General features: G+C 74.2%; 24 protein-coding genes. 11 read left to right on the forward strand and 13 right to left on the reverse strand.

Annotated features, from left to right (window positions below; all coding sequences use genetic code 11):
- Positions 1-24 precede the first annotated feature (24 nt).
- Positions 25-576: a peroxiredoxin-like family protein gene (locus O7604_RS11490; protein WP_281579609.1), complete on the reverse strand. Its 552-nt coding sequence runs from the start codon at positions 574-576 to the stop codon at positions 25-27.
- 69 nt (positions 577-645) lie between these two features.
- On the opposite strand from O7604_RS11490, the gene O7604_RS11495 reads away from it, so the two are divergent.
- Entirely contained in the window at positions 646-1,269 is a 624-nt protein-coding gene (locus O7604_RS11495; protein WP_281579610.1) for a TetR/AcrR family transcriptional regulator C-terminal domain-containing protein, read from the forward strand.
- A 67-nt stretch (positions 1,270-1,336) separates the two neighbouring features.
- Here the strand turns inward: O7604_RS11495 and O7604_RS11500 are convergent, their stop codons facing one another.
- The 4 genes from O7604_RS11500 to O7604_RS11515 form a co-directional block, all read right to left on the reverse strand.
- Entirely contained in the window at positions 1,337-1,777 is a 441-nt protein-coding gene (locus O7604_RS11500; RefSeq protein WP_269703752.1) for an HNH endonuclease, read from the reverse strand.
- Between the two features lie 215 nt (positions 1,778-1,992).
- Positions 1,993-3,126 carry a hypothetical protein gene (locus tag O7604_RS11505; protein WP_281579611.1) on the reverse strand — a complete coding sequence of 378 codons (1,134 nt, stop codon included), beginning with the start codon at positions 3,124-3,126 and terminating at the stop codon, positions 1,993-1,995.
- 54 nt (positions 3,127-3,180) lie between these two features.
- Positions 3,181-4,725 carry an FAD-dependent oxidoreductase gene (locus O7604_RS11510; protein WP_281579612.1) on the reverse strand — a complete coding sequence of 515 codons (1,545 nt, stop codon included), beginning with the start codon at positions 4,723-4,725 and terminating at the stop codon, positions 3,181-3,183.
- A gap of 197 nt (positions 4,726-4,922) precedes the next feature.
- A complete protein-coding gene (locus O7604_RS11515; RefSeq protein WP_269703755.1) occupies positions 4,923-5,402 on the reverse strand; it encodes an MSMEG_6728 family protein in 480 nt (159 codons plus the stop codon).
- A gap of 141 nt (positions 5,403-5,543) precedes the next feature.
- On the opposite strand from O7604_RS11515, the gene O7604_RS11520 reads away from it, so the two are divergent.
- On the forward strand, positions 5,544-7,262 hold the full coding sequence (locus O7604_RS11520; protein ID WP_281579951.1) for a potassium channel protein: 1,719 nt from the start codon (positions 5,544-5,546) through the stop codon (positions 7,260-7,262).
- 9 nt (positions 7,263-7,271) lie between these two features.
- Here O7604_RS11520 and O7604_RS11525 read toward each other — a convergent pair whose 3' ends face one another.
- Both O7604_RS11525 and O7604_RS11530 read right to left on the reverse strand, forming a co-directional pair.
- Positions 7,272-8,513 carry an APC family permease gene (locus O7604_RS11525; protein WP_281579613.1) on the reverse strand — a complete coding sequence of 414 codons (1,242 nt, stop codon included), beginning with the start codon at positions 8,511-8,513 and terminating at the stop codon, positions 7,272-7,274.
- 47 nt (positions 8,514-8,560) lie between these two features.
- Positions 8,561-9,304: a phosphatase PAP2 family protein gene (locus O7604_RS11530; RefSeq protein ID WP_281579952.1), complete on the reverse strand. Its 744-nt coding sequence runs from the start codon at positions 9,302-9,304 to the stop codon at positions 8,561-8,563.
- A 141-nt stretch (positions 9,305-9,445) separates the two neighbouring features.
- Here O7604_RS11530 and O7604_RS11535 point away from each other — a divergent pair, with 141 nt between their 5' ends.
- A complete protein-coding gene (locus O7604_RS11535; RefSeq protein WP_281579614.1) occupies positions 9,446-10,654 on the forward strand; it encodes a DUF4032 domain-containing protein in 1,209 nt (402 codons plus the stop codon).
- Positions 10,655-10,666: 12 nt separating this feature from the next.
- Here O7604_RS11535 and nagA read toward each other — a convergent pair whose 3' ends face one another.
- From nagA to O7604_RS11550, 3 genes are read right to left on the reverse strand one after another with little or no spacing between them, the layout of a single operon-like run.
- Positions 10,667-11,776, reverse strand: a complete 1,110-nt coding sequence (nagA, locus tag O7604_RS11540) for an N-acetylglucosamine-6-phosphate deacetylase (protein WP_281579615.1) — start codon at positions 11,774-11,776, stop codon at positions 10,667-10,669.
- Positions 11,773-12,705: an ROK family protein gene (locus O7604_RS11545; RefSeq protein WP_281579616.1), complete on the reverse strand. Its 933-nt coding sequence runs from the start codon at positions 12,703-12,705 to the stop codon at positions 11,773-11,775. The genes nagA and O7604_RS11545 overlap by 4 nt, the downstream gene beginning before the upstream one ends.
- Positions 12,702-13,631 carry a sugar isomerase gene (locus O7604_RS11550; protein ID WP_281579617.1) on the reverse strand — a complete coding sequence of 310 codons (930 nt, stop codon included), beginning with the start codon at positions 13,629-13,631 and terminating at the stop codon, positions 12,702-12,704. The genes O7604_RS11545 and O7604_RS11550 overlap by 4 nt, the downstream gene beginning before the upstream one ends.
- 199 nt (positions 13,632-13,830) lie before the next feature.
- Here O7604_RS11550 and O7604_RS11555 point away from each other — a divergent pair, with 199 nt between their 5' ends.
- The 4 genes from O7604_RS11555 to O7604_RS11570 all read left to right on the forward strand — a co-directional run bounded on the left by O7604_RS11555 (position 13,831) and on the right by O7604_RS11570 (position 17,378).
- Entirely contained in the window at positions 13,831-14,616 is a 786-nt protein-coding gene (locus O7604_RS11555; protein ID WP_281579618.1) for a DeoR/GlpR family DNA-binding transcription regulator, read from the forward strand.
- A 152-nt stretch (positions 14,617-14,768) separates the two neighbouring features.
- Positions 14,769-15,767, forward strand: coding sequence for an ATP-binding cassette domain-containing protein (locus O7604_RS11560; RefSeq protein WP_281579619.1), 999 nt, complete (start codon positions 14,769-14,771; stop codon positions 15,765-15,767).
- A complete protein-coding gene (locus O7604_RS11565) occupies positions 15,764-16,777 on the forward strand; it encodes an ABC transporter permease subunit (RefSeq protein ID WP_281579620.1) in 1,014 nt (337 codons plus the stop codon). The genes O7604_RS11560 and O7604_RS11565 overlap by 4 nt, the downstream gene beginning before the upstream one ends.
- 136 nt (positions 16,778-16,913) lie before the next feature.
- Positions 16,914-17,378: a DUF3263 domain-containing protein gene (locus O7604_RS11570; protein WP_281579621.1), complete on the forward strand. Its 465-nt coding sequence runs from the start codon at positions 16,914-16,916 to the stop codon at positions 17,376-17,378.
- A gap of 6 nt (positions 17,379-17,384) precedes the next feature.
- Here the strand turns inward: O7604_RS11570 and O7604_RS11575 are convergent, their stop codons facing one another.
- On the reverse strand, positions 17,385-17,597 hold the full coding sequence (locus O7604_RS11575; RefSeq protein ID WP_013288875.1) for a hypothetical protein: 213 nt from the start codon (positions 17,595-17,597) through the stop codon (positions 17,385-17,387).
- Between the two features lie 152 nt (positions 17,598-17,749).
- On the opposite strand from O7604_RS11575, the gene O7604_RS11580 reads away from it, so the two are divergent.
- The 4 genes from O7604_RS11580 (at position 17,750) to O7604_RS11595 (ending at position 20,925) form a co-directional block, all read left to right on the forward strand.
- Positions 17,750-18,652 (forward strand): hypothetical protein, encoded by a 903-nt coding sequence (locus O7604_RS11580; RefSeq protein ID WP_281579622.1) that lies wholly within the window; start codon positions 17,750-17,752, stop codon positions 18,650-18,652.
- 150 nt (positions 18,653-18,802) lie between these two features.
- Complete coding sequence (locus O7604_RS11585) at positions 18,803-19,312, forward strand: GNAT family N-acetyltransferase (protein ID WP_194801874.1); 510 nt, start codon at positions 18,803-18,805, stop codon at positions 19,310-19,312.
- A gap of 164 nt (positions 19,313-19,476) precedes the next feature.
- Positions 19,477-19,890 (forward strand): hypothetical protein, encoded by a 414-nt coding sequence (locus tag O7604_RS11590; RefSeq protein ID WP_269703766.1) that lies wholly within the window; start codon positions 19,477-19,479, stop codon positions 19,888-19,890.
- A gap of 3 nt (positions 19,891-19,893) precedes the next feature.
- Positions 19,894-20,925 (forward strand): SRPBCC family protein, encoded by a 1,032-nt coding sequence (locus O7604_RS11595; protein ID WP_281579623.1) that lies wholly within the window; start codon positions 19,894-19,896, stop codon positions 20,923-20,925.
- A 37-nt stretch (positions 20,926-20,962) separates the two neighbouring features.
- Here O7604_RS11595 and O7604_RS11600 read toward each other — a convergent pair whose 3' ends face one another.
- The gene (locus O7604_RS11600; protein WP_281579624.1) at positions 20,963-23,206 is read right to left on the reverse strand and encodes an AAA family ATPase; all 2,244 of its coding nucleotides are present in this window, start codon (positions 23,204-23,206) and stop codon (positions 20,963-20,965) included.
- A 37-nt stretch (positions 23,207-23,243) separates the two neighbouring features.
- Positions 23,244-23,738, reverse strand: a complete 495-nt coding sequence (locus O7604_RS11605; protein WP_281579625.1) for a hypothetical protein — start codon at positions 23,736-23,738, stop codon at positions 23,244-23,246.
- Positions 23,739-23,756: the final 18 nt, after the last annotated feature.

Genomic DNA, 23,756 nt, shown 5'->3' on the forward strand with positions numbered 1-23,756 from the left:
CGCGCCCGCCATGCCGGTCAGCGGTCACCGCGCCGACCGGCTCTGACTCACCTGGGCCAGCAACTCGTCCACCGACCACTGGTCGGAGGCGTGTTCACCGTGCTTCGCGGCGAGCACCCGCCCGTCCGGCGCGATCAGGAAGTCGGCCGGCAGCCCGAGCCGCCCGCCGTGCGGCGAGGTGGACGGCAGCTTCTCCCGGCCGCGCAGCACATGCCAGGTGCCGGTCACCACTGCTCGCAGGATCGGCAGCCAGGCGCGCGGGTCGAGCAGCGACCGCCGCGCCGACTCCACACCGAACTCCCGGTAGAGCCGCCGGTCCGGATCGGCCACCACGGCGAACGGCAGGTCGGTGACGTGCTCGCGCAGTTCGTCGGCGGGGGAGTGGAAGAGCACCACCTCGCGTACGCCCGCCGCCTCGATCTCGGCGTGCCGGCGGACGATCGAGCGCAGGTGGAGGTTGCAGACCGGGCAGCCGGCGAATCGCCGGAACTGGAGGTGGACCAGGCGGTCCGGATCCGGCAGGTCGATTCCGGTGCCGGTCACGCTGGTCAGGTGGCGGGGGGTGACGACGTCCATGCGCGCTCCCGTTGTAGGCGTACGACGTACTCCTACAACCGTAGGCGTATCTTGTACGCTGTCAAGGCCATGCCCCGTCCCCGTTCCCTGACCCCGGCCCAGCTCGCCGACGCGGCGCTCGCGGTGCTCGACCGGGACGGCCTCACCGGCCTCACCATGCGCGCGGTCGGCGCGCAGCTCGGCACCAGCACGATGGGCCTCTACCGCTACGTCGCCGACCGCGACGAGTTGGAGGCGCTCGTCGTCGAGCGGGTCCTCGAACCGGTCGACACCCGCCCGCCGCCCGACGTCCCGTGGGCGGACGGCATCCGCGACCTGGCCGAGCGGGTACGCCGCGCGGTCGGCGTCCACCCGGCAGTGGTGCCGTTGCTCCCCGCGTACCGGCACCGCTCGCCGACGATCCTGCGCTGGGGCGAGGCGGTGCTCGCGGTGCTGACCGGGGCCGGCTTCACCGGCACCGGACGGGTGATCGCGTTCCGCGCCCTGCTCGGCTACGTGATCGGCGCGATCCAGATGGAACACCTCGGCGCGCTCGCCGGCCCCGGCACGGCTGTCATCGCGGCGCTGCCCCGCGACGAGTTCCCCCTGCTCGCCGAAACCGCGCGCGTGGCCGGCGCGGTCGCACCGGAGGACGAGTTCGGTGGCGGGCTGGACCTCCTGCTCGACGGCCTGGCCCGGCGTCTCGGCAGCTAGACGGGACCGGCGGGCGCGGCGCCGGGGCGTACCCCCGACACCGCCCCCTGTGCCCGCCGGCCGTCGGTCACCGCGCCAGCGCGGCCCAGCTCGGCGTCACCGGCTCCCGCCGCAGCGGCATGCCCGCCTCGGCCGGGGTCCGGTCACCCTTGCGCTGGTTGCACGCGTAGCAGGCGGCGGTGGTGTTCCCCCAGGTGTTCCGGCCACCGCGCGAGCGGGGCAGGATGTGGTCGATCGTGCTCGCCGTGCCGTCGCAGTAGGCGCACCGCCGCCGGTCGCGCGCCAGCACCCCGGCCCGGGACCAGGCCGGGCCGGCGCTGAACCGCCAGCGGGTCACCACGTACCGGACGAGGCGGACCACCCGCGGCAGCGGGAAGACGCCGATCACCCGGTCGGGCTCGGCCTCGTGGATCTCGGCGACCCGGCGGCAGAGCATCCGGATCGCGTGTTTGACGGTGACCCGGTGCAGCGGGCCGAGGTCGGCGTTTATGACGAGGACGGCGTCCACCGGGCTCTCCCTTCACGATCGGCGGTACGGCGACGAAAAAGCCGCCCGGTCCACGGGACCGGGCGGCGACGACGGGACGCGCGACGCGCGTCAGTCGTGCCCTCCGGGCCAGGGACCGTGTTCCCGGCAGCCGTCGCCGAGCAGCCACGACGTCATCGTGGTGGCGTATCGCAGCGACATCGACGGCTCCTGGAACGGTGGTTGACCTTGCGCGCTCACGGTAGATCGATCCGGGAGTCGTGGCCAACGTATTTCGATCCGTCGTCGGGCCGCCGCTGCCGTCCGGCCCGCCCGGCACGTCTCGCGGCGGTGAGCGGCCGGTCGATCCGGGCGGTCATCTGCACCACCAGCTCGCTGTCCAGCAGCGGGCGGTTCACCTCGGACGCCACCGACAGCGTGGGCGTGGAGATCGACCGCCAGATCGCGGTGAGCCCGGCGCCGAGGCCGACGAGCGCCACCGCAGCCCGGGTGGTGGGGGAGCCGGCCGCCGCGGCGGCGCTGACCCCCACGACCGCGAGCAGCACCACCAGCAGGGGTGCCAGCACCGGCCAGAAGATGCCCCGGGCCGCCTGCGCCACCAGCTTCCGGTCCCGGATGACGACGTTGCGGGCGATCACCGCCCAGTTCTCCTCGTCCAGCAGGTCGCGCGGGTGCAGGCCGCCGGTCAGCACGTCCTGCCACAGGTCGCCCTGGTTGCGCAGCTCGCGGGCCAGCTCGGCGAGCCCGGCCTCGCCCGGGTCACCCACCGTGGCCCGGCCGACAGCCGTGGCCCAGGCGGCGAGCGAGCGGCGCACCACGGCTGCCGAATACGGCGGCAGCACGCTCGCCAGCTCGTCCAGCCACCTGCTGATCTGGAGGTGCCGGCCACCGAAGCGCGCGGCCAGTTGGTCGGCGTCGCCACGTCGCACGGTGTCGGCGAGCGAGCGCCCCAGCCGGTACGCCACGCCCACCCGGTGGTTCGTCGCCATCGTCCAGCGCAGCACGTCGATGTTGAGGTCGTCGAGCGCGCGCAGCAGCGGCTCCCGGTCGGCGCCGGTGGCGCGGCGGGCGGCGGCGGTGGACGGCACCGTACGGCCCGCCGGGGTCAGTGGCGCGATCTGCGCCAGCGCCACGTCCACGCCGTCCAGATACATGCCGAGCCGGTGCCATCCGGCCAGCTCGGTCAGGTTCGACAGCTTCGGCGGCGCGGCCACCGGCCGGTTCCCGCCGTCGGTCAGGTCGGCGGTCTGCGCGTGGTGGTAGGCGTCCGCCATCGACCAGCCGAGTCGCAGCGCGGTGACCACCGCGGTCCGTTCGTCCCGCGGTGTCCCGTGCTCCTCGTCGCGCCGCTCCCGTGTCGCGGTGCTCACCGCCCGACCTCCCGTGTCACCGGATCAGTCGAGCGTAGAGCCGTTTTCGACCGCCTAAGGGCGTTTTGTAGGGGTGCGACCGGCCAGCAGGCCGCGCGGACGGATCGACCGGACCGGCTCGGCCGCCGCCCCCTCGGCCCGCAGGATGTGGTTCGCCGCGACGATCCCGGTGGCCGCCGACCGTTCCATCAACGCACTCGGGAACTCCGTGCGGATGCCGTCCCCGGCCAGGTAGAGGCCCGGCGCGTCGGTCTCCACCCCGGGACGCCAGGCATGGCTACCCGGCGTGAACGCCGGCGCCTGCGCCTCCACCCGGGCGCGCAGTTCGCGTACCCGCAGGCCGGCCACCTCCGGCCAGAGCGCGGTCAGCTCCCGCAGCATCCGCGCGGCCAGCTCGTCGGCGGGCACGTCCGGCTCGCAGGCGTACGCGTGCAGCTCCACCACCGAGCCGCCGGTCCGCTCGGCCCAGCGGCGCGGTTCGTCCTCCAGCCGGTGGTAGAGCGTCACCGAGTCCAGCGTGGGCTGCCGGGAGACGCCGCTGAACACGGCACGGTCCGCCCGGACGTCCCCGTCCATCCAGTAGCGCGCCACCGCGTACGGCGGCCCGGGCGTGCCGAACGCGGGCATCCGCGCCACCAGCTCGGGTGCCGCCGCGACCAGGCCGGGCGAGGCGCCGACCAGCGCGGCGAGTGCGGGCGGATCCACCGCGAGCACCACGTGCGGCGCCTCCCAGACGTCACCGTCGGCGCCGGTCACCCGCCACCCCGCCGGGGTACGGTCCAGCCGGGCCGCCGCCGCGCCGGTCGTCACCCGGCCGCCGTGCTTCTCCACGTACCGGGTCAGCGGCTCCCAGATCGCCGTGCCGTAGTCCCGATCAGGGCAGTCGAACGCCAGCCCCTCCGGATTGCCGAGCAGGTAGAAGTGGAACTGCGCGATCATCTCGGCGGCCGACATCTCCGCCTCGTGGTTGAAGAACGAGTGGGAGAAGACCTCGAACAGCATGGCCCGCGCCCGGTCCGGCAGCCGCAGCGAGGCGAGCAGTTCGTCAGCCGTGCGCTCGTCGAACTCCTCGTAGGTGCGTACCGGGTCGTAGGTGAGCAACGGCAGCGCGGCGTCCCGGTCCATCGTGCGCAGGTCCGCCAGGCGCAGGCTCGGGCTGCGCAGCAGCAGCGCCAGCAGGTTCGCCGGCGGCGCCGGCGGCAGCTTGCCGAACTCCTCCGTCGGCCACTGCTCGGACAGGATCGGGTAGCCCGGGATCGGCTTGAGGAAACCCAGTTCCGGGTCGACCCGGCGCAGGATCGACCGCCAGTTCCAGTACTGCCGGAAGAACGCGTGGAAGCCGTGCTCGTTGCGCTGGACGCCGTCGGGCAGCTCCTCCGGCCACGCGCCGAGCCGCCCGCCGAGGTGCGGCGCCGCCTCCAGCACCGTCACCGCCACGCCGCGCTCGGCCAGCACCACAGCCGCCGACATGCCGGCGATGCCGCCGCCCACCACCAGCGCCGGGACCGGTCGCGGCACGCGGTCCGCGCCACCGCCGCCCGGGTCAACCACGTGCTCGCGTACGCCGATCAGGCGACCTACCACTTGCGACAGACTCACGGGGGCATCCTTCAGTCGGTGGTCCCCCCAGTCTGCCCGAGGTGAAAGGAAGGGGCCCTTTTTAACGCATACGGATGTGCGGGGGCCCTTCTTAACGCCGGGCGGCCCGCGCGCTGCCTGCGCAGGGTGGGGGTGGAGGCCAGGTGTTAACAAGGGGCCCTTCCTCTACCGGAGGCGTTAACAAGGGGCCCTTCCTTTCACGGCAGGCAGCGGCGGGGGCGGTCGGACGGGGGCCAGACGTACTCCAGGTCGGGGGAGACGTCGGTGAACAACCGTGCATAGTGGGCGGGGTCCTTGCGCAGCAACGAGGATCGGTGGCTGCGGTGCAGGTCGTCGCGGCCCAGCCAGGGCGGCAGCTCACCGGCGGCGGCCAGCTCGTCCTGGGTGCGGATCAGCGAGATGCCGCAGGCGGCGGCGAGGTCGGTGGCGAGCGTGCCGGCACAGGTGTCGGCCCGGCCCGGCTCGCACCACACCGCGCACATGTCCAGCCCGTACCGGGTCAGCGCCTCCTCGTACCCGGCCCACATCTTCACCGCCGGGTGGTTGCGCCAGCCGTAGTCCGGCCGGGTCAGCCCGCGCAGCACCTGGATCGTCTCCACGCGCTGTTTGCCCAGCCGCTTCTGGTCCAGCGTGCGCGCGCTGGCCAGGAAGTCCGGATACGGCAGGAACGTCTGCATGCCGGTGCTCTACCCGTACCCGGCCCCACCATGCGTTCATGATCGCCGGGGCTGCGCGGATCGCGAGCGGCTGACTACGATCCGGGCATGGCCGAGCCTCTGCGCGACCGCGCGCGCCGCGCGACCGGCTGGCGGCTCCGGATGAACGGTGACGAACGCCCCCACTACGTCGTCTGCGGCTCGGACCCGCTCGCCTACTGGGTGGTCCGGTCGCTGCTCGCCACCGACAACGCCGACGGCCGGGTGCGGGTCACGCTCGTGGTGCCGGGCCGCCGCCGGTCCGAGGGCCCCGACGGCCGGGACGTGCCGGGGGTACGGGTGGTCACGGCGGAACGTCTCGACGAGGCCGCGTTCCGCCGGGCCGGGCTGGCCGGCGCGGCCGGGCTGGCCCTGTTGCACCAGGACGACGTGGGCAACATGCACGCCGCGCTCTGCGCCCAGGAGGTCGAGTCGCGGCTGCGCCTGGTGGTGCGGATGTTCAACACCAACCTGGCGGACGGGCTGCGGCAGCTCTTTCCCGACTCGGCGGTGCTCTCCGACGCCTCGATGGCCGCGCCCGCCTTCGTGGCCGCCGCGCTGGGCGAGGTGGCGCCGACGCACTTCCGGCACGCGGGGCGCACGCTCTACGTGGCCCGCCGCGACGACGTACGCCCGCAGGACGTGGTCTGCGGCCTGGCCGTGACCACGGATCCGGACCTGGTCCGGGTGCTGCCCGCGGACGAGGCGACGGCCGACGTGGTGCTGGCCGAGGCGACCGGGCGACCGGCGGGCACCGAGGTCGCCGCGCGGCGGCTGGTACGGGCGCGACGGCGCCGGCAGCCGATGGCCGTGCTGCTGCGCGCGGTCCGCCACTTCGCCACCCGCAAGATCGGTATCGCGGTGCTGGTGCTGCTCGGGGTGATCGCGGCGCTGGGCTGGCTCAACGCCCGGGCCGCGGACGTGAGCTGGAGCGAGGCGGTCTACCTGACGCTGGTCACCACGCTCACCGGGCAGGACCCGGACGTCAACAAGCCGGTCGCCGCGCAGGTGATGCAGGTCGTGCTCAATCTGGCCGGGCTGGCGCTGATCCCGCTGATCACGGCCGCCGTGGTCGACGGCGTCGTGAACGCGCGGCTGGCGTTGCACGCCGGCCGGGTCCAGCCGGACCGCTCCGGGCACGTGGTGATGGTCGGTCTGGGCAACATCGGCACCCGGGTGATGGCGCAGCTGCACGACTTCGGCGTCGAGGTGGTGGCGATCGACAAGAACCCGGACGCGCGCGGCGCCGCGCTGGCGCGCCGGCTGGGCGTGCCGGTGATCGTGGGCGACGCGGGCCGGGAGGAGACGCTCCGGTCCGCCTCGGTGGACACCTGCCAGGCGCTCGTCGTGGTGTCCACCGACGACGGGACGAACCTGCGGGCCGCGCTGATCGCCCGGTCCCTCGACCGGGATCTGCGGGTGGTGCTGCGACTGTTCGACGGCGACTTCGCCGAGCGGATCCAGCAGGCGTTCGGCATCGGCATCTCGCGCAGCGTGTCCTATCTGGCCGCGCCGGCGTTCGCGGTGGCCCTGCTGGACCGCGCGGTGATCGCCACCATCCCGGTCGACAGGCACGCGCTGCTGGTCACCGAGGTGCCGGTGGTGGCCGGTTCGCCGCTGGACGGGCGTCCGCTGAGCGCGGTGGCCCGGCCGGGCGAGGTGCGCCTGCTCGCGCACGCCCGGCCGAACCAGAAGGCCGACTGGTCGGCCGACCCGCGCATGGTGATCCAGGCCGGTGACCGGCTGACCGTGGTGGCCCGGCGGTCCGGGCTGACCGCGCTGCTCCGGGAGACCACGCCGGCGCCCGCCGGTCCACCCGCCGCGCGCCGCCCACAGGAGTGACCGGCTGCGTCAGGCAGGTCGACGACGGCGGCGGATCGCGTACCCGAGTGCGCCGAGGGCGAGCACGCCGAACCCGGCGAGCACGCTCGGCAGCGGCAGGTTGACCGCCAGCACCAGGCAGCCGACGAGCCCGAGCGCGGCGAGCAGCCGTACCGGGACGCGTCGGGCCGGTTCCGGGCCGAGGGTCAGCGCGGACGCGTTGGTGATCGCGTAGTAGACCAGCACGGTGCAGCTGGAGAAGCCGATCGCGCCCCGGACGTCGCCGACGGTCACGACGGCGATCACCACGGCGGCCACCGCCAGTTCGGCGCGGTGCGGCACCCGGTGGCGCGGATGGACCGCCGCGAGCACACCGGGTAGGTCCCGGCGGCGGGCCATCGCCAGTGTGGTCCGGCCGACGCCCGCCAGCAGCGACAGCAGCACCCCGGTCACCGCGACGGCGGCACCGGCCCGGACCAGCCAGGCCAGCCCCGGGTGCCCGGCGGCGGTCACCACCTCGACCAGCGGCGCGTCGGTGGCGGCCAGCCGGTCGGCGCCGAGCACGCCGAGCGCGACCACCGCGAGCGCCAGGTAGATTGCCAGCACCGCGCCGAGCGCCAGCGGCACCGCCCGGGGGATGGTGCGCTCCGGGTCGCGTACCTCCTCGCCCAGCGTGGCGATCCGCGCGTACCCGGCGAAGGCGAAGAACAGCAGCCCGGCGGCGGTGAGCACACCGCGTACCCCGAGGTCGGCGGGGGCGGTGAGCCGGTCGGCGGCCACCTGCGGCGCGCCGGTCACCGCCACCACGGCGAGCACGGTGAGCACCACCGCGACGAGGACCCGGGTGGCGGCGGCGGTCTTGCCGATGCCGCGCAGGTTCACCGCCGTCACCGCCACCACCGCGAGGACTGCGACGAGCCGCGCCCGCCCCGGCCACAGGTACGCCCCGACGGTCAGCGCCATGGCCGCGCAGCTCGCGGTCTTGCCGACCACGAAGCCCCAGCCGGCCAGGAATCCCGCGAACGGGTGCAGCCGTTCCCGGCCGTAGACGTAGGTGCCGCCGGACTCGGGGTAGCGGGCGGCGAGCCGGGCCGAGCTGGTCGCGTTGCAGTAGGCGATGAACCCGGCGACCGCCAGCGCGACCAGCAGGCCGAGGCCGCCGGCTGCCGCGGCGGCGGGGGCGAAGACCACGAAGACGCCCGCGCCGAGCATCGAGCCGAGACCGATGACGACCGCGTCGGGTACGCCGAGGCGCCGCGCCAGCTGTTCCACACCGGAAGCCTAGGAGCCCGGGGTGAACAGCGGGTGCCGTCGTCCGCTCAGCGCGGCGCGGACCAGGCGACCGGGCGGCCCCAGTGGCCGAGGCGGCGGGGCAGCGGCAGGTCGTCCCAGGGCACCCGGTGCAGCAGGCGGTCCAGCAGCAGGCCGAGCAGCAGCCCGGCGACCGAGTCGGTCAGCCAGTGCCAGCCCAGGTAGACGGTGGTGCAGAAGACCACCGCCGGGGGCACCACCCGGACCACAGTGACCAGCCGGGGCGGGACGGTACGGCCGAAGGACCGTACGAGCGGGGCCAGCAGCAGAGCCAGTACGCCGTACCAGACGATCGCGTTGGCGACGTGGCCGGACGGGTACGACTGCGCGAAACGCACCGGCAGGTCGTGCTGGAACAGCGGCAGCGTCTGCTCGGGCGACAGGAACGGCTCCTTGACCGAGGCGCTCGGCGCCGGACGGGCCGTCCACACCTTCAGCGGGCCGATCGTGAAGAACGTGAGCACGAACCCGACCACCGGCGGCAGCAGCGGCCGTACCGAGCGCAGCCGCAGCGCCAGCAGCACGCCCAGCCCGGCCGCGAGCAGCGTCAGCGGGGTGCCCTGGCCGAGCAGGTTCAGCGTGATCGCCACCCAGCGGGCGGCGGCCGGGCGGTTGTCGTCGGACCAGTCGGCCACCGCCCGGTCGAGCCCGAACAGGTGACCGGAGGCGAGTGCCACGGTGATCGCCACCACGGACGCGAGCAGCAGCCCGTCGAACCACCACCCGGCCGGCCGGACCGGCCGCAGCCGCAGGTCACCGCGTACCCCTGAGGTCTGACGCACGCGACCACGCTACCGGCCGCCGGCGGTGGCCGGGCGGCGCGGGCATCGGCGGCTGTGTGCCCAGCCACGAAGGGAAGCGCGGCGCGGGGGTCAGCGGTCACACTGGTTGCCGTGCGGATCACCTCGGCCCTCGTCGACCCGGCGCTGCTCGACCTCCCCTGGTCGACACCGCTGGAGCAGTGGCCTGCCGAGCACCTGGTGGCGCTGCCCCAGGGCATCTCGCGGCACATCGTGCGGTTCGTCCGGCTCGGCGGGTACGTCTACGCGGTGAAGGAGACCGGCGAGCGGGTCGCCGAGCGCGAGTACGACCTGCTGCGGGCGCTGGAGCGGATCGACTTCCCGTCGGTCGAGGCCATCGCGATCGTGGCCGACCGGCAGACCGACGACGGCGAGCCGCTGGACCCGGTGCTGATCACCCGGCACCTGCAGTTCTCGCTGCCCTACCGGGCGTTGTTCTCCAACACGCTGCGCCCGGAGACGATGAACCGGCTGCTGGACGCGCTGGCCGCGCTCATCGTGCGGATGCACCTGACCGGGTTCTTCTGGGGCGACTGCTCGCTGTCGAACACCCTGTTCCGGCGGGACGCGGGCGCGTTCGCCGCCTACCTGGTCGACGCCGAGACCGGCGCGCTGCACCCGTCGCTGTCGAACGGCCAGCGCGGCGAGGACCTGGAGATCGCCCGGGTCAACATCTTCGGCGAGGCGCTCGACCTCCAGGCCGCCGGCCTGCTGCACGAGTCGATCGACCCGGAGGTAGTCTGCGAGGAGGTCGTGCAGCGCTACGAGCGGCTCTGGCACGAGATCACCTACGAGCAGCAGGTGGAGCGCGCCGCCCGGCACGACATCGAGCGCCGCATCCGCCGCCTCAACGAGCTGGGCTTCGACGTGGCCGAGGTGGCCATGTCGACTGTCGACAACGGGCGCTACCTGGTCCGGCCGAAGGTGGTCGACGCCGGCTACCACACCCGGCGGCTGCTGCGCCTGACCGGCCTGGACGCCGAGGAGAACCAGGCCCGCCGGCTCCTCAACGACCTGGACGCCTACCGGCTGGAGAGCGACCTGACCGACGAGCAGCAGGCGGCGCACCGCTGGCTGACCGAGGTCTTCGAGCCGGTGGTCCGGGCGGTGCCCGGGCACCTGCGCCGCAAGCTGGAGCCGCAGGAACTGTTCGCCCAGATCATCGAGCACAAGTGGCTGCTCTCCGAGCAGGCCGGGCGGGACGTCGGAATGCGCCGGGCGGTGCAGTCGTACCTGGCCGACGTGCTGGTGCACCGGCCGGACGAGCAGGCCGTGCTCGGCGTCGAGGTGCCCACCAGCTGACGGCCGGGCGGGTCACTCCACCCAGTCGCCGCCGCGCATCACCCGTACCACGTTCAGGTCGTCGTCCAGCATCACCAGATCGGCGCGCAGGCCGGTGCGCAGCGCGCCCACCCGGTCGCCGAGGCCGATCGCGCGGGCCGGGGTGGTGGCGACCATCCGGCAGGCGTCCGGCAGGGCCACGCCCGCGCCGACCGCGTGCCGCAGCGCCGCGTCCATGGTGAGGGTGCTGCCGGCGATCGCGCCGTCGCGGCTCAGCCGGGCCACCCCGTCGGCCACTGTGACCGCCTGGCCGCCCAGCTCGTACTCGCCGTCCGGCATCCCGGCGGCGGCCATCGCGTCGGTGATCAGCGCGGCCCGGTCCGGGCCCGCCACCGAGGTGGCGAAACCGAGCATGCCGTCGTGCAGGTGCACCCCGTCGGCGACCAGCTCGCACACCACGTTCGGGGCCTCCAGCAGCGCCACCACCGGGCCGGGCTCGCGGTGGTGCACCGGGCGCATCCCGTTGAACAGGTGGGTGCCGACGGTCGCGCCCGCAGCCACCGCCGCCCGGGTCTGCTCCCAGGTGGCGTCGGTGTGCCCGATCGCCGCCACCACGCCGCTCGCCACCAGCAGCTCGATCGCCTTGGTGGCGCCGTCCCGCTCGGGCGCGAGCGTCACCATGCGTACGGCGCCGCCGCCCAGCTCGATCAGCTCGGTCAGCTCGGCGGTGGACGGGTCGCGCAGGAACTCCGGGTTCTGCGCGCCGCAGCGGTCGCCGGACAGGTACGGGCCCTCGTAGTGGACGCCGGCCAGCACGCCGGACTCCACCAGCGGGCGGAAGGCGGCGGTGGCGTCGCGCATCAGCTCGAACGGGGAACTGACCAGGCTCGCCAGGAGCGTGGTGGTGCCGTGAGCGAGGTGGAACGCGGCGGCCTGCCGCGCCGACTCCGGGTCGCCCGTGGTGAACGTGTGCCCGCCGCCGCCGTGGGTGTGCATGTCCACGAAGCCCGGCACGATCCAGTGGCCGTCGCGCACCGACGGGTACTCGGCGACAGCGGTGATCCGCCCGTCCGCGATCTCCACGCAACCCTGCCGGATGACGCCGGTCGGGGTCACCACCTTGCCGGTCACGCGCCGGGTCATCGACTCTCCTTCGCCAGGGTGTCCAGGGCCAGCAGGGCGGCGCCCAGGCAGCCGGCCTCGTCACCGAGGTCGGCCGCGACCAGGCGCGGCTCGCGGTGGAACGTCAGCCGCTCGCGCAACGCCGTCCGCAGCGGGTCGAACAGCCGGGGACCGGCCTGGGCCAGCCCGCCGCCGAGCACCACTGTCGACACATCGTAGAGCGCCTGCCCGGTGGCGAGTCCGTCGGCGAGCGCCTCGACCGCGTCCTGCCACACCTCGACGGCGAGCGGTTCACCGGAGGCGGCCCGGTCGGCCACCTCGGCGGCGGTGGTGGGCGCGCCGGACAGCTCCGCGTACCGGCGCCCGATCGCCGAGGCCGACGACACCGCCTCCAGGCAGCCGGCCCGCCCGCACCCGCAGCGCGGGCCGCCGGGGCGTACCAGGATGTGGCCGATCTCCCCGGCGGCGCCGTGCGCGCCGGTGGCGGCCGACCCGTCGACCACGTGGGCGGCGGCGATGCCGGTGCCGATCGCGACGAAGAGCACGTGCCCGGCGTCCCGCCCGGCGCCGAGCCGCGCCTCGGCCAGGCCGCCGGCACGCACGTCGTGGCCGAGCGCCGCGGGCAGTCCCAGCCGCGTGCCCGCCAGCTCCCGCAGGGGTACGTCCCGGAAGCCCACGTTCGCCGACCAGACCGCCACGCCACGCGCCTCGTCGACCACACCGGGTACGGCGATGCCGCAGGCCACCGGGGTACGACCGTCGGCGCGGGCCTTGCCGGCCAGCCCTTCGGCCACGTCGAGGATGGTGCCGACCACCGCCTCCGGGCCGCGCTGCGCGCCGGTGGCGTGCCGTTCGGTGTGCACAGTCGTGCCGTCCGGCCGGACCAGGGCGCACTTCATCCCGGTGCCGCCCACGTCCAGCGCGACGACGACCTCGTCGCCGCGGCTCATGCCAGAACCACGGACCGGGTGAGATGGCGCGGCGCGTCCGGGTCGAGGCCCCGGGTGGTGGCGAGCGCGACCGCGAAGCGCTGGGCCAGGATCAGGTCGGCCATCGGGTCGACCGGGTTGCGGCCTGCGGACCAGCTCGTCAGCACCGTACGCCAGCCGTGCGTGCGGCTGTGCACGAACGCGGCGCCGGTGGCGGCCACGTCCTCGGGCAGGCCGTCCGGGATCTCGCCGAGCGCCCAGACCAGGCGGCTGGGCGCGGCGACCGAGATCGGGCCGTGGCGGTAGTCCATGGCCGGGTACGCCTCGGCCCAGAACGTGGCCGCCTCGCGGCACTTCAGCGCCGCCTCCTGGGCCAGCCCGACGGTCCAGCCGCGACCGAGGAAGGTGACCTGCTCGATGCCGGCCGGGTCGATCGGCAGCGGGGCCCGTACGGCCACCTCGGCGTCGGCGGCCAGCCGCCCGAGGTCCTCCCCGAGGTGGGCGCGCAGCAGCGCGAGCGCGGTGGTGGCGAAGCGGGTCTGCACCACCGCCCGCTCGTCGGCGAAGGGCAGCGCGACGGTGGCGTCGGCGAGCGTCACGGCGGCCGAGTCCGGGTCGCCGACCAGGACCGTGGTGGGGATCTCCCCGCGCAGCGCGGTGAGCAGGTCGAGCACCTCGGTGGTGGTGCCGGAGCGGGTGATCGCGATCAGCCGGTCGTAGCGGCGGCCGGCCGGGAACTCGCTGGCCTGGAAGGCGTCGGTCTCGCCCTGGCCGGCGGCCTCGCGCAGCCCGGCGTACGCCATGGCCATGAACCACGACGTGCCGCAACCGACCACGGCGACCCGCTCGCCGGGGCGCGGCAGGTGCGTCGCGACGGTCGGGGCGAGTCGCGCCGCCTCCCGCCAGCAGTCGGGCTGGCTCGCGATCTCCGCGTGCACGTACGCCATGACAACTCCTCGCCGGGGAAACCCTTGCGCAATACGGCGCGATACTGCCGTCTTTCGCGCGTCATTCTGCGCGAAGCGGCGTGGTTGTGGCAACTGTCTCCAAGTTCGCGCAGCGAAGGCTTTTGCGCGGACCGAGTTTCGCGCACTAGTGTGCACGCAACCGATCACCGTTCACGCACAGTCAGGGGAGGGCCCCGCGGTGGACCGCTACGCGCGCTGGAACGCGCTGCTGGAGATGCTGACCGACAGCGGCCGGGTCAGCGTCGAGGAGGCGGCCGGGCGGCTCGAGGTCTCCCAGGCCACCATCCGGCGCGACTTCGACCAGCTCGCCCAGCAGCAGATGATCACCCGTACCCGGGGTGGCGCGGTCGCCAACGGTGTCTCCTACGACCTGCCGCTGCGCTACAAGACGGCGAAGCACTCGGCCGAGAAGCAGCGGATCGGCGCCGCCGCCGCCGCGCTGGTGTCGCCGGGCACCGTGGTCGGCCTCAACGGCGGCACCACGAGCACCGAGGTGGCGCGGGCGCTCGCCGTCCGCCCGGACCTCAACACCAGCGCCGAAGGCGCCCAGCTCACCGTGGTCACCAACGCGCTGAACATCGCCAACGAGCTGCTGGTGCGCTCGCGGATGAAGGTGGTGGTGGCCGGCGGCGTGGTCCGGCCCAAGTCGTTCGAGCTGGTCGGCCCGCTCGGCGGGGCGCTGCTGCGCGAGGTCACGCTCGACGTCGCGCTGCTCGGCGTGGACGCGATCGACCCGCAGCTCGGCGCCGCCGCGCACCACGAGGGCGAGGCGGCCATGAACAGCCTCATGGTGGCCCGGGCCAAGCGGGTCGTGGTGATAGCCGATTCGTCGAAGCTCGGTGGGCACGCGTTCGCCCGGATCTGCCCGGTGGACCGGATCGAGACGCTGGTGACCGACTCCGGCGCGTCGCCGGACGTGGTGGCGGCGTTCCGTGACGCCGGAGTGCACGTCGTCTGCGCCTGACGTGCAAGGAAGGGCCCCTTCTTAACGCCTGCGGTAGAGGCGGGGCCCCCTTTTAACACGCCTTGACACGCCGACACTGCATACCGGGTATTGCCTTCCGGTGCATACCGCGTATGGTGTCGCTGACGCCTACTTATCGGGGGAGGTCAGCTGTGTCGGCTGTCCTGGAGATCGAAGGTCTCCGCAAGACGTACCGGAGCCGGAAGCGCGGGGTTCGCCACGCGCTCGACGGCTTCGACATGCGAGTGGAAGCCGGCCAGGTGCACGGCTTCCTCGGCCCGAACGGTTCGGGCAAGACCACCACGCTGCGTACGCTGCTCGGCCTGATCAAGCCGAACGGCGGCCGGATGGCGATCCTCGGTCAGGAGCTGCCGCACGCGCTGCCGGCCGTCGCCGGGCAGGTCGGTGCCATCGTGGAGAGTCCGCAGTTCTTCCCGCACTTCAGCGCGCGGGACACGCTGGGCCTGCTCGCCCAGGCGGGTGAGCTGCCCAAGCAGCGCGTGGACGAGGTGCTGGAGCTGGTCGGGCTGCGCGACCGGGCGGGTGAGCGGGTCAAGACCTACTCGCTCGGCATGAAGCAGCGCCTCGCGGTCGCGTCCGCGCTGCTCAAGAACCCCAAGCTGCTGATCCTCGACGAGCCGGCGAACGGCCTCGACCCGGGCGGCATCCGGGAGATGCGCGGGCTGATGCGGGAGCTGTCCGAGGCCGGGATGACTGTGGTGCTCTCCAGCCACATCCTGGGCGAGATCCAGCTCATCTGTGACTCGGTCACCATCATCTCGCTCGGCCGCCGGGTCGCGTTCGGCCCGGTCGACCAGGTGCTCGCGGCCCACTCCCAGGGCGCCGTGCGGGTACGCCTGGAGGCGGTCGACGATCTGCCCCAGGCCGCCGACGCGCTCAGCCGTGCCGGGGTCCGCGTGACCGCCGAGCCGGACCACCTGATGCTGTCCGGCGTGGACAAGCCGGCCACCGTCAGCCGGCTGCTCGCCGAGCAGGGCCTGTACGTCAGCGAGCTCACCCCGGTCGCCGTCGACCTGGAGAGCGTCTTCCTCGAACTGACCGCCACCGCGCCGGTCCCCGGCCAGCACCGTCAGGTCGATCAGTCCGCCAAGGTCGACCAGACCGGCACCGCAGGAGGTTGGGGCGCATGAGCCTGTTCGTCACCGAGCTGCGCCGGCTCGGCAAGCGCCGGGTGACCCGGCTGATGCTCGTGCTGCTGGTGCTCGGCCTGGCCACCGTCGCGACCGCGTTCAGTTTCTCCAGCGAGAAGCTCTCGCCCGTGGTGGTGGCCGAGGCCGAGGCCAAGGCGAACAACGACTACCAGTCCGCGATGACGGACTGGAAGCGTAACGTCGCGGAGTGCGAGGCGGCCCAGGCGCGCGGCGAGAAGACCGAGGAGCGGTACGGCCCGAACTGCGGCAAGGACTACCAGCCGCAGCCCGACATGTTCGAGGCGAAGTGGTACCTGCCGTACCAGTTCGACTTCCGGGCCGAGTTCCCCATGTTCATCGCCGTGTTCGCCGCCTCCGTGGCGCTGTTCGGCTTCATCGTCGGCGCCTCCTTCGTGGGCGCCGAGTGGAACACCGGCGGGATGATGAACCTGCTGCTGTGGCGACCGAAGCGGCTGACCGTGCTGGGCACGAAGCTGGCCGCCCTGCTGACCACGGTGTTCGGCCTGACCGTGGTGCTCGGCGCGCTCTGGACGGCGGCGTTCTGGCTGATCGCCGGCCAGCGGGGCAGCACCGCGAAGATGACCGCCGGGGTGTGGCAGTCGATCGGGCTGGACGGGCTGCGCGCGCTGGGCATGACGCTCCTCGTGGCGGCGGTCGGGTTCGCGCTGGCCTCGCTGGGCCGGCACACGGCGATGGCGCTCGGCGCGGCGGTGGGCATCTTCGCGGTGAGTGAGATCGGCATCCGGATCGCGGTCGCCGTGCTCGGGGTGCAGTTCGGCGACCGGTACGTGCTCTCCACGTACGCCCAGTCGTGGTTCCTGAAGCAGGCGGAACTGTTCGACTACGACACCTGTCAGTTCTCCCAGGGCGCCTGCGAGCCGGCCACGTACGTGGTCACCTGGCAGCAGTCGGCTGTGGTGTTCGGCGTGGCCCTGGTGGGCGCGGTCGTGGCCGCGTTCGGGACGATGCGGCGGCGGGACATCGCCTGACCTGGTCCGCGCCGCCGGCTCCCCCCGGCGGCGCGGACCCCGCGTCCGATGCGGCCGGGGGCGGCCCTGGTTACGCTGGGGCTCCCCCGGCCGGCGCGCTCCGCGTGCCGGTCACCCGCCGTCGGAGAGGAGCGCCATGTCCGCCGACGCCTCGCAGCGGGCCGCCGTCGACCCGTCCGGCCCGGCAGCGGGTACGCGCCACGCGGGCGGGACGGTTCCGCCACCGCGCACCGCTCCGCCCGTCGAGTCCACCGCACCGTCGGAGCCGTCGGAGTCCGTTCGGCCCGGGTCGCCGCCTGTCGAGTCCACCGCGCCGGTCGAGCAGCCCGGTGCGGAAGCGGCGGATACGGGCGCCGCGAGCACGACGCCGGCCGGCCTCACCGAGCGGGAGCAGCGGATCCTCGCCTTCGAGGCGCAGTGGTGGAAGCACGCCGGCGCCAAGGAACAGGCCATCCGGGACACGTTCGGGCTCTCCGCGACCCGCTACTACCAGCTGCTCAATGCTCTGCTCGACCACCCGGCCGCGCTCGCCGCCGAGCCGGTGCTGATCGGCCGGCTGCGCCGGCTGCGCTCGTCGCGTGCCCGTAACCGGCGACGCTGACCGGCCTCACTTCTCGTACGTGCGCAGCCCGTTGCCGATGGCGAAGAACGTCGGCGCCCACTCGCCGATGAAGATGCCCCAGCGGTCCGCCCGCGCCACCCCGGCGCGCTCCATGTGCTTGGAGAGGAACCAGCTGGTGACCGAGAGGCCGATGCTGACGAATCCGGCGAGGTAGGCGTGCTCCGCCCGGATGCCACCTTCGTGCAACCGCTCCAACATGTCGTACCCCCTGTCACCGGGACCGACCCGGTCGCATCCGACGCTACCGAAGGTCCGGAGAGGATGACGCACGGTTACCACGATCGGGGTCGGCGGCGGATGACCGGGCGCGGTCCGGGTAGGCGGCCGGCGACGACGAACGGAGGCCGACGATGGGGGCACCAGACCGCCGGTACGCGATCGGCAGCAGCCCGGCGCGCCCGGCTGCGGAGGCACCGGTGATGCGGGTGCGTTCCGCGTCCGACCCGGCGCCCGGTCGTCCGGAGAACGAGGACGTCGTCTTCCGGTTCGGCCCGCTCGTCGGCGTCCTCGACGGGGCCACCGTGCCCGAGGGATTCGACACCGGCTGCGTGCACGGTCCCGCCTGGTACGTCCGGCACCTGGCCGCCCGGATCGGCCTGGCGGTCGCGGCCCGCCCCGCGGCCACGCTGATGAGCAGCCTCGCGGCGGCGATCCTCGCGGTACGGGCCGACCACGGCGGGATGTGCGACCTCGATCATCCGGGCACCCCGTCGTCCACCGTCTGCCTGCTCCGGCACAGCGGCGACCGGGTCGACCACCTGGTGCTCTGCGACAGCCCGCTGGTGCTCGACACCGACCGGGGGATCGAGGTGGTCACCGACGACCGGCTCGCGGACGCGGTGGCGGACCTGCGCCGCAGCGCCGCCGCGCTGCCCGACGGCGACACCGACCCGGCCACCCGGTTCCGGCGCGCCACGACCGTGCAGCGCACCCGGATGAACCGCACCCACGGCTACTGGGCGGCGGCGAGCGATCCGGACGCCGCGTACCACGCGCTCACCGGGACGCTTCCGCTGCGCGGTCCGGGAGCGCTGCGCCGGGCCGCGCTGCTCAGCGACGGGGCGTCCTGCGCGGTCGACCAGTTCGGCCTGTTCGACTGGGCCGGGCTGCTGGAGGTGCTGGCGGTGGAAGGTCCGGAAGGGCTGATCGACCGGGTCCGCGTGGCCGAGCGGGACCACCCGGACCGGCTGCGCCGGCGCAAGCGCACCGATGACGCCTCGGTGGTGCTCTGCGAGTTCGGCCCGTCGACGTGACCACACTCACCCCGGAACGACCGGTCGGATGACAACGCAGCGTGAGGCGGGAACACCCCGGGGGTACGACCGGACGAGGCGATCGGCCATAGCGGCAATCCCTCCCCAAAGCGGTGGACGACCCGGACGACGGGCGGCAGACTGCGCGACGTGACGGGTGCGGTACGGCTGGAGCCGGTAGACGAACGGAACCTGGAACCGTTGCTCTCCGTAGCGGCGGCTGAGGCGGAACCGGAGGACGTCATGCCTCCGGTGGACGCCCCGGCGGGCTGGTCGCTGGCCCGCCGTGACGCGTTCCGCGAGTTCCACCGCGCCAGCCTCGGCGGGCTCAACGGCCCGACCGGCACGGCCATGTACGCGATCGTCTCCGGCGGTGAGGTGGTCGGCATGGTGCGGATGACCCGCCGGGACGAGCCGGGCACCGTGGAGACCGGCATGTGGCTCGGCCGGTCCGCGCGAGGCCGGGGCCTGGGTGCCGCCGCGCTGCGGCAGTTGCTGCACGCCGCCGCCGCGGCCGGGATGCACACGGTGGTCGCGGACACCACGCCGGACAACGCGGGCGCGATCTCGGTGCTGCGCAAATGCGGCGCGGAATTACGCGAGGAAGACGGAAAACTGCACGCCCGAATGTCGCTGGATTCCGCCCTGCCGATCCGCTGACCCGCTTCTCTCCGCATTCACCCCGGCTGCTTTTCTCCTGCTCAGAGCCGCCTTGCTGGGCGATTTCGCGCTCCTGCGGAAATGTTTTCTCCATGGGATGACGGGTACTGCCCGCCTCTCCGGGAGCGCGACGCCCGCCTCCCGGGGAGTGCGAAGGAGTCCGGATGAAAAGCGGAGCACGAGTGGCGTTGGCGGTGGGGTTCGGCTACCTGCTGGGTCGCCGCAGGAAGATGCGTACCGCGCTGACGCTCGCCGCGGCGGTCGCCGCCGGGCGGGCCAGCCAGCGCCCGGGGGGCCTCAAGCAGCTCGGCGCGAACCTGGTCGCCGCGAACCCGCAACTACGTAACCTCGGCGGGCTGGGCCCGCCGCTGGTGGCCGCCGGGCGGGCTGCCGCGACCGCCGCTGCCGGCAACGGCATCGACGCCATCGGCGGACGCCTGCGCGGGGGTGCCGACGCGTTGCGCCGCAGGAGCGGCACGGGGAGGCCGGACGCCGAGCGTTCCGCGCCCGACGAGGAGCCGGAGCTGGACGACCAGCCCGACGCGCCGGTGCCCGCCCGAGCCGATCGGGGGCGGTGAGTCGTGGCGACGAGCAACCTCACCGACCGGGTACGCGACGAGATCGGCGGCGAGCTGCGCAACCTCGCCACGGCCCTCGGTGAACGCGCCGTGCAGGCGGTCACCGATCGGGTCACCGATGCCACCGGGCGGCTCAGCGAGTACGCGAAGCAGGGCGGCGACCCGGGCCTGGTCGCCGCGGCCACCGGCGCGCAGCGGCTCGCCGGTGGCGCCTCCCCGGTGAAGGCCATGTTCCATGCCGGCGTGGCCGGCGGTAAGGAGAAGCTGATGGCGGCGTTCGGTCGCAAGGGTGGCCGGGACGGCGGCAAGACGCTCAAGGTCACCAACATCGTCGAGACAATCGAGGTCGGCGTGCCGGTCCGGGTCGCCTACAACCAGTGGACGACGTTCGGTGACTTCCCGAGCTTCATGAAGAAGGTCGAGCAGGCCGACTGCGACGCCGACGAGAAGATGACCTGGAAGGCGCAGGTGCTCTGGTCGCACCGGACCTGGGAGTCGACGATCGTCCGGCAGATCCCGGACCGGCTGATCCACTGGCGGTCCAAGGGCGAGAAGGGCTCGGTCGACGGCACGGTGAGCTTCCACGAGGTCGCCCCGGAGCTGACCCGGATCCTGGTCGTGCTGGAGTACCACCCGCAGGGCTTCTTCGAGCACACCGGCAACCTGTGGCGCGCCCAGGGCCGCCGGGTCCGGCTGGAGCTGAAGCACTTCGTCCGGCACGTGATGACCCGGACCGTGCTCGACCCGGACGCGGTCGAGGGCTGGCGCGGCGAGATCGAGGACTCGCAGGTCGTCAAGGACCACGAGACCGCGCTGCGGGAGGAGCGGGGCGACGCCGGGGCGGCCGACGACGAGTACGCCGCCTACGACGAGGGCGAGGACTTCGACGACGACGAGTACGCCGACGAGCCGGTCCTCACCGCGCCGGAGCGTGCCCGCAGCAGGCCGGTACGCGCACAGCGTGAATCCGAGCGCCGCCGCCGCGTCCCGGAGCGGCCCCGCCGCCCCGCCGCCCGCCGCCGCGACGAGAGCTGACCGCCGCCGCGACGAGAGCTGACCGCCGGGCGGCCCGTCAGGACCGGCCGGCGGCGTACGACTCGAGGTGCGCGAGTTGCACCGGGTCCAGCGAGGGCCGGACACGGTTCCGGGCCGCCTCGACGTGCGCGGCGGTCACCGTGCTCGCCTCCAGCGACTCCCGCATGGCGGCCAGCGCCGCCTCCCGGATCAGCGCGGCGCAGTCGGCGGCGGAGAAGCCGTCCAGCTCGGTGCCGAGCGCGTCGAGGTCCACGTCCGGGGCGAGCGGGACGTCCCGGGCGGAGGCGCGGAGGATCTCCGTGCGGGCCGGGCCGTCCGGTGGCGGCACGTAGACGAGGCGTTCCAGCCGGCCGGGGCGCAGCAGCGCCGGGTCGACCAGCTCCGGCCGGTTGGTCGCGCCGACCACCACCACGTTGCGCAGCGCCTCCACGCCGTCCAGTTCGGTGAGCAGCGCCGCCACCACCCGGTCGGTCGTGCCGCCGTCGGTGGCCTGCCCGCGTACCGGGGCCAGCGCGTCCACCTCGTCGAGGAAGACGAGCGTGGGCGCGGCCTGGCGGGCGCGGCGGAACAGCTCCCGGACCGCCCGTTCGCTCTCACCCACCCACTTCGAGAGCAGCTCCGCGCCCTTCACCGACAGCACGTTGGCCCGCCCGGACCCGGCCAGCGCGGTCACCAGGTAGGTCTTGCCGCAGCCGGGCGGGCCGTAGAGCAGCACCCCACGCGGCGGCGTCACGCCCAGCCGGGCGAACGTGTCCGGATAGGTCAGCGGCCAGAGCACCGACTCGGTGAGCGTCTGCTTGACCTCGTGCAGCCCGCCCACGTCGTCCAGCGTCACCGACGCCAGCTCCAGCGTGGACGCCGACATCGTGGTCGGGCGGACCACTTCCAGCGCGGCGGTGAAGTCGGCCATCGCCACCGTCGGCGTCTCCGCCGTCTTCTGCCGCAGCGCCGCGCGGACCCCGGCCTCGCGCACCAGCGCCGCCAGGTCCGCCGCGACGAACCCGGGCGTACGGGCGGCCACCTCGTCCAGCCGGACGTCACCGGCGAGCGGCACCTCACGGGTCAACACCGTCAGCTGTTCCCGGCGCAACGCCGCGTCGGGCAGCGGCACGGTGATCCGCAGCGCGAGCAGGTCCGGGCCGCGCAGCGCCGGGTCCACCGCCTCGGGGCGCCCGCTGGTGCACACCACTGCGGCGCCGGCCCGCAGCGTCTCGGCCACCACCTGGCGGAACACCGTGGCCAGCGGACCCGGCTCGTCGGCCGGGGCGATCGACTCCACGTCGGTGACCAGCAGCACGGCGGGACCACCGGCGCGTACGGCCGAGGCCGCCTCGCGCAGCCGGCGGGCCGCCGCGTCGTTGCTGAGCGCTGCCAGTTCCGGTGCCCAGAGCGGCCGGACGCCCGCACCGACCTTTGCGGCGACGGCACGCACGAGCGCGGACTTGCCCGAGCCGGCCGGGCCCTCCACCAGCACGCCGAGCGAGACGGTGGTGCCGAGCCGGCCCAGCACCTCGCGGTGGTGGAAGCCCAGGTCCAGCAGTTCGGTCAGCTCCTCGGCCTGGGCGCGCAGGCCGGGCAGCTCGTCCACGTCGGGCGCGTCCTCCGGGCCGAGCAGGTCCCCGGCGGCTCCCGTTCCGCCCGACGCGATGGAGGGGGCGGCGTCCCGCGCGGTGGAGGCCGAGGTCGCCGGGCCGGAGCCGCGGGTGGCGGGGCCGTGTTCCCAGCCCACCACCGTGTCCATGGTGACGAGTGCGCCGACCGCCGGTTCGGCCGACACGACGGTGAGCAGCGTGCTGGTCCAGGCGTACCCGACGGAACTGGCGAGACTGCGCCGCGCGGCCTCGATCAGGCCGCGCACGGCGGCGTCCGGCAACACGTCCTGCGGCAGCAGCGAGACGTCGTCCCCGGCGGTGACCATCTTGCCGAGCAGCGCGAGCCGCAGCATCTCCGGCGGGACCGCGGCGACCACCGCAGCCGGGCCGGACAGGGTGAGCCGGCGTGCCGGGGTCGCCGGTAGCGGGCTCACCGTGACCTGGCCGCCGGCCCGCAGGCCGAGGTTGCCCAGGAGCAGGTCGTCGGCGTGCAGCAGGGCGCCGCTGGTGCTCGCCTCGGCGGCGGCCGCGATGCCGGCGGTGACGCGCCGGCCGGTGAGGCGTACCGGGTCGCCGGGGCGCAGCGCCAGCGCGGTGAGCACCTCGGGGTGCAGGCGCACCACGCCGCGACGGGCGTCGAGCGCGGCCGGCCGCAGCGTCGCGGTCAGGGTCAGGTCGGGTTCGGCCACCCGCCGACAGTAGCCGCCCCGATCATCGGGTGCCGGGTCAGCGCGGGCCCGGGTCGTCCAGCAGCGAGGGGTCGCGGCGGATCATCTCGGCCAGCCGGGCCGCCGGGTCGGTCTCCAGCGGGTCGTGGCCGGGTGCGGGCACCGTCTTCACCGACATGGGCCACGCGGGCGGCGGCGCGGGCGGTGCCGCCGCGCCCACCGTCACGGCCGCGCCGGACCAGGAGACCCGCAGCGGGTACGCCTGCTCGCCCAGTTCCACGCGCAGCGTCACGGCGAGCCCGGGGTGGTCGGCCACCACCCGCCGGACCGCCTCGGCGACCTCCTCGACCGGGTCGCGCCGCACCGGCGCCTCACCACCGCGCAGCCGGTACGCGCCGTGCCCCGCCCGCCCGTCGGCCGGCTCGTCCGCCGCCTCCGCGGGCACGTCCCGCTCGGGCGTCCCGCCCGGCTCGCCGGGCATCGGCGCCCGGCGGCGCAGCGCCTCCTCGCGCCGTGCCATCCGGGCCAGTGTCTCGTCCAGATCACCTCTCATGGCGTCCACCCCTTCGCC

This window comes from Micromonospora sp. WMMA1947, from assembly GCF_027497355.1.
Classification (GTDB): domain Bacteria; phylum Actinomycetota; class Actinomycetes; order Mycobacteriales; family Micromonosporaceae; genus Micromonospora.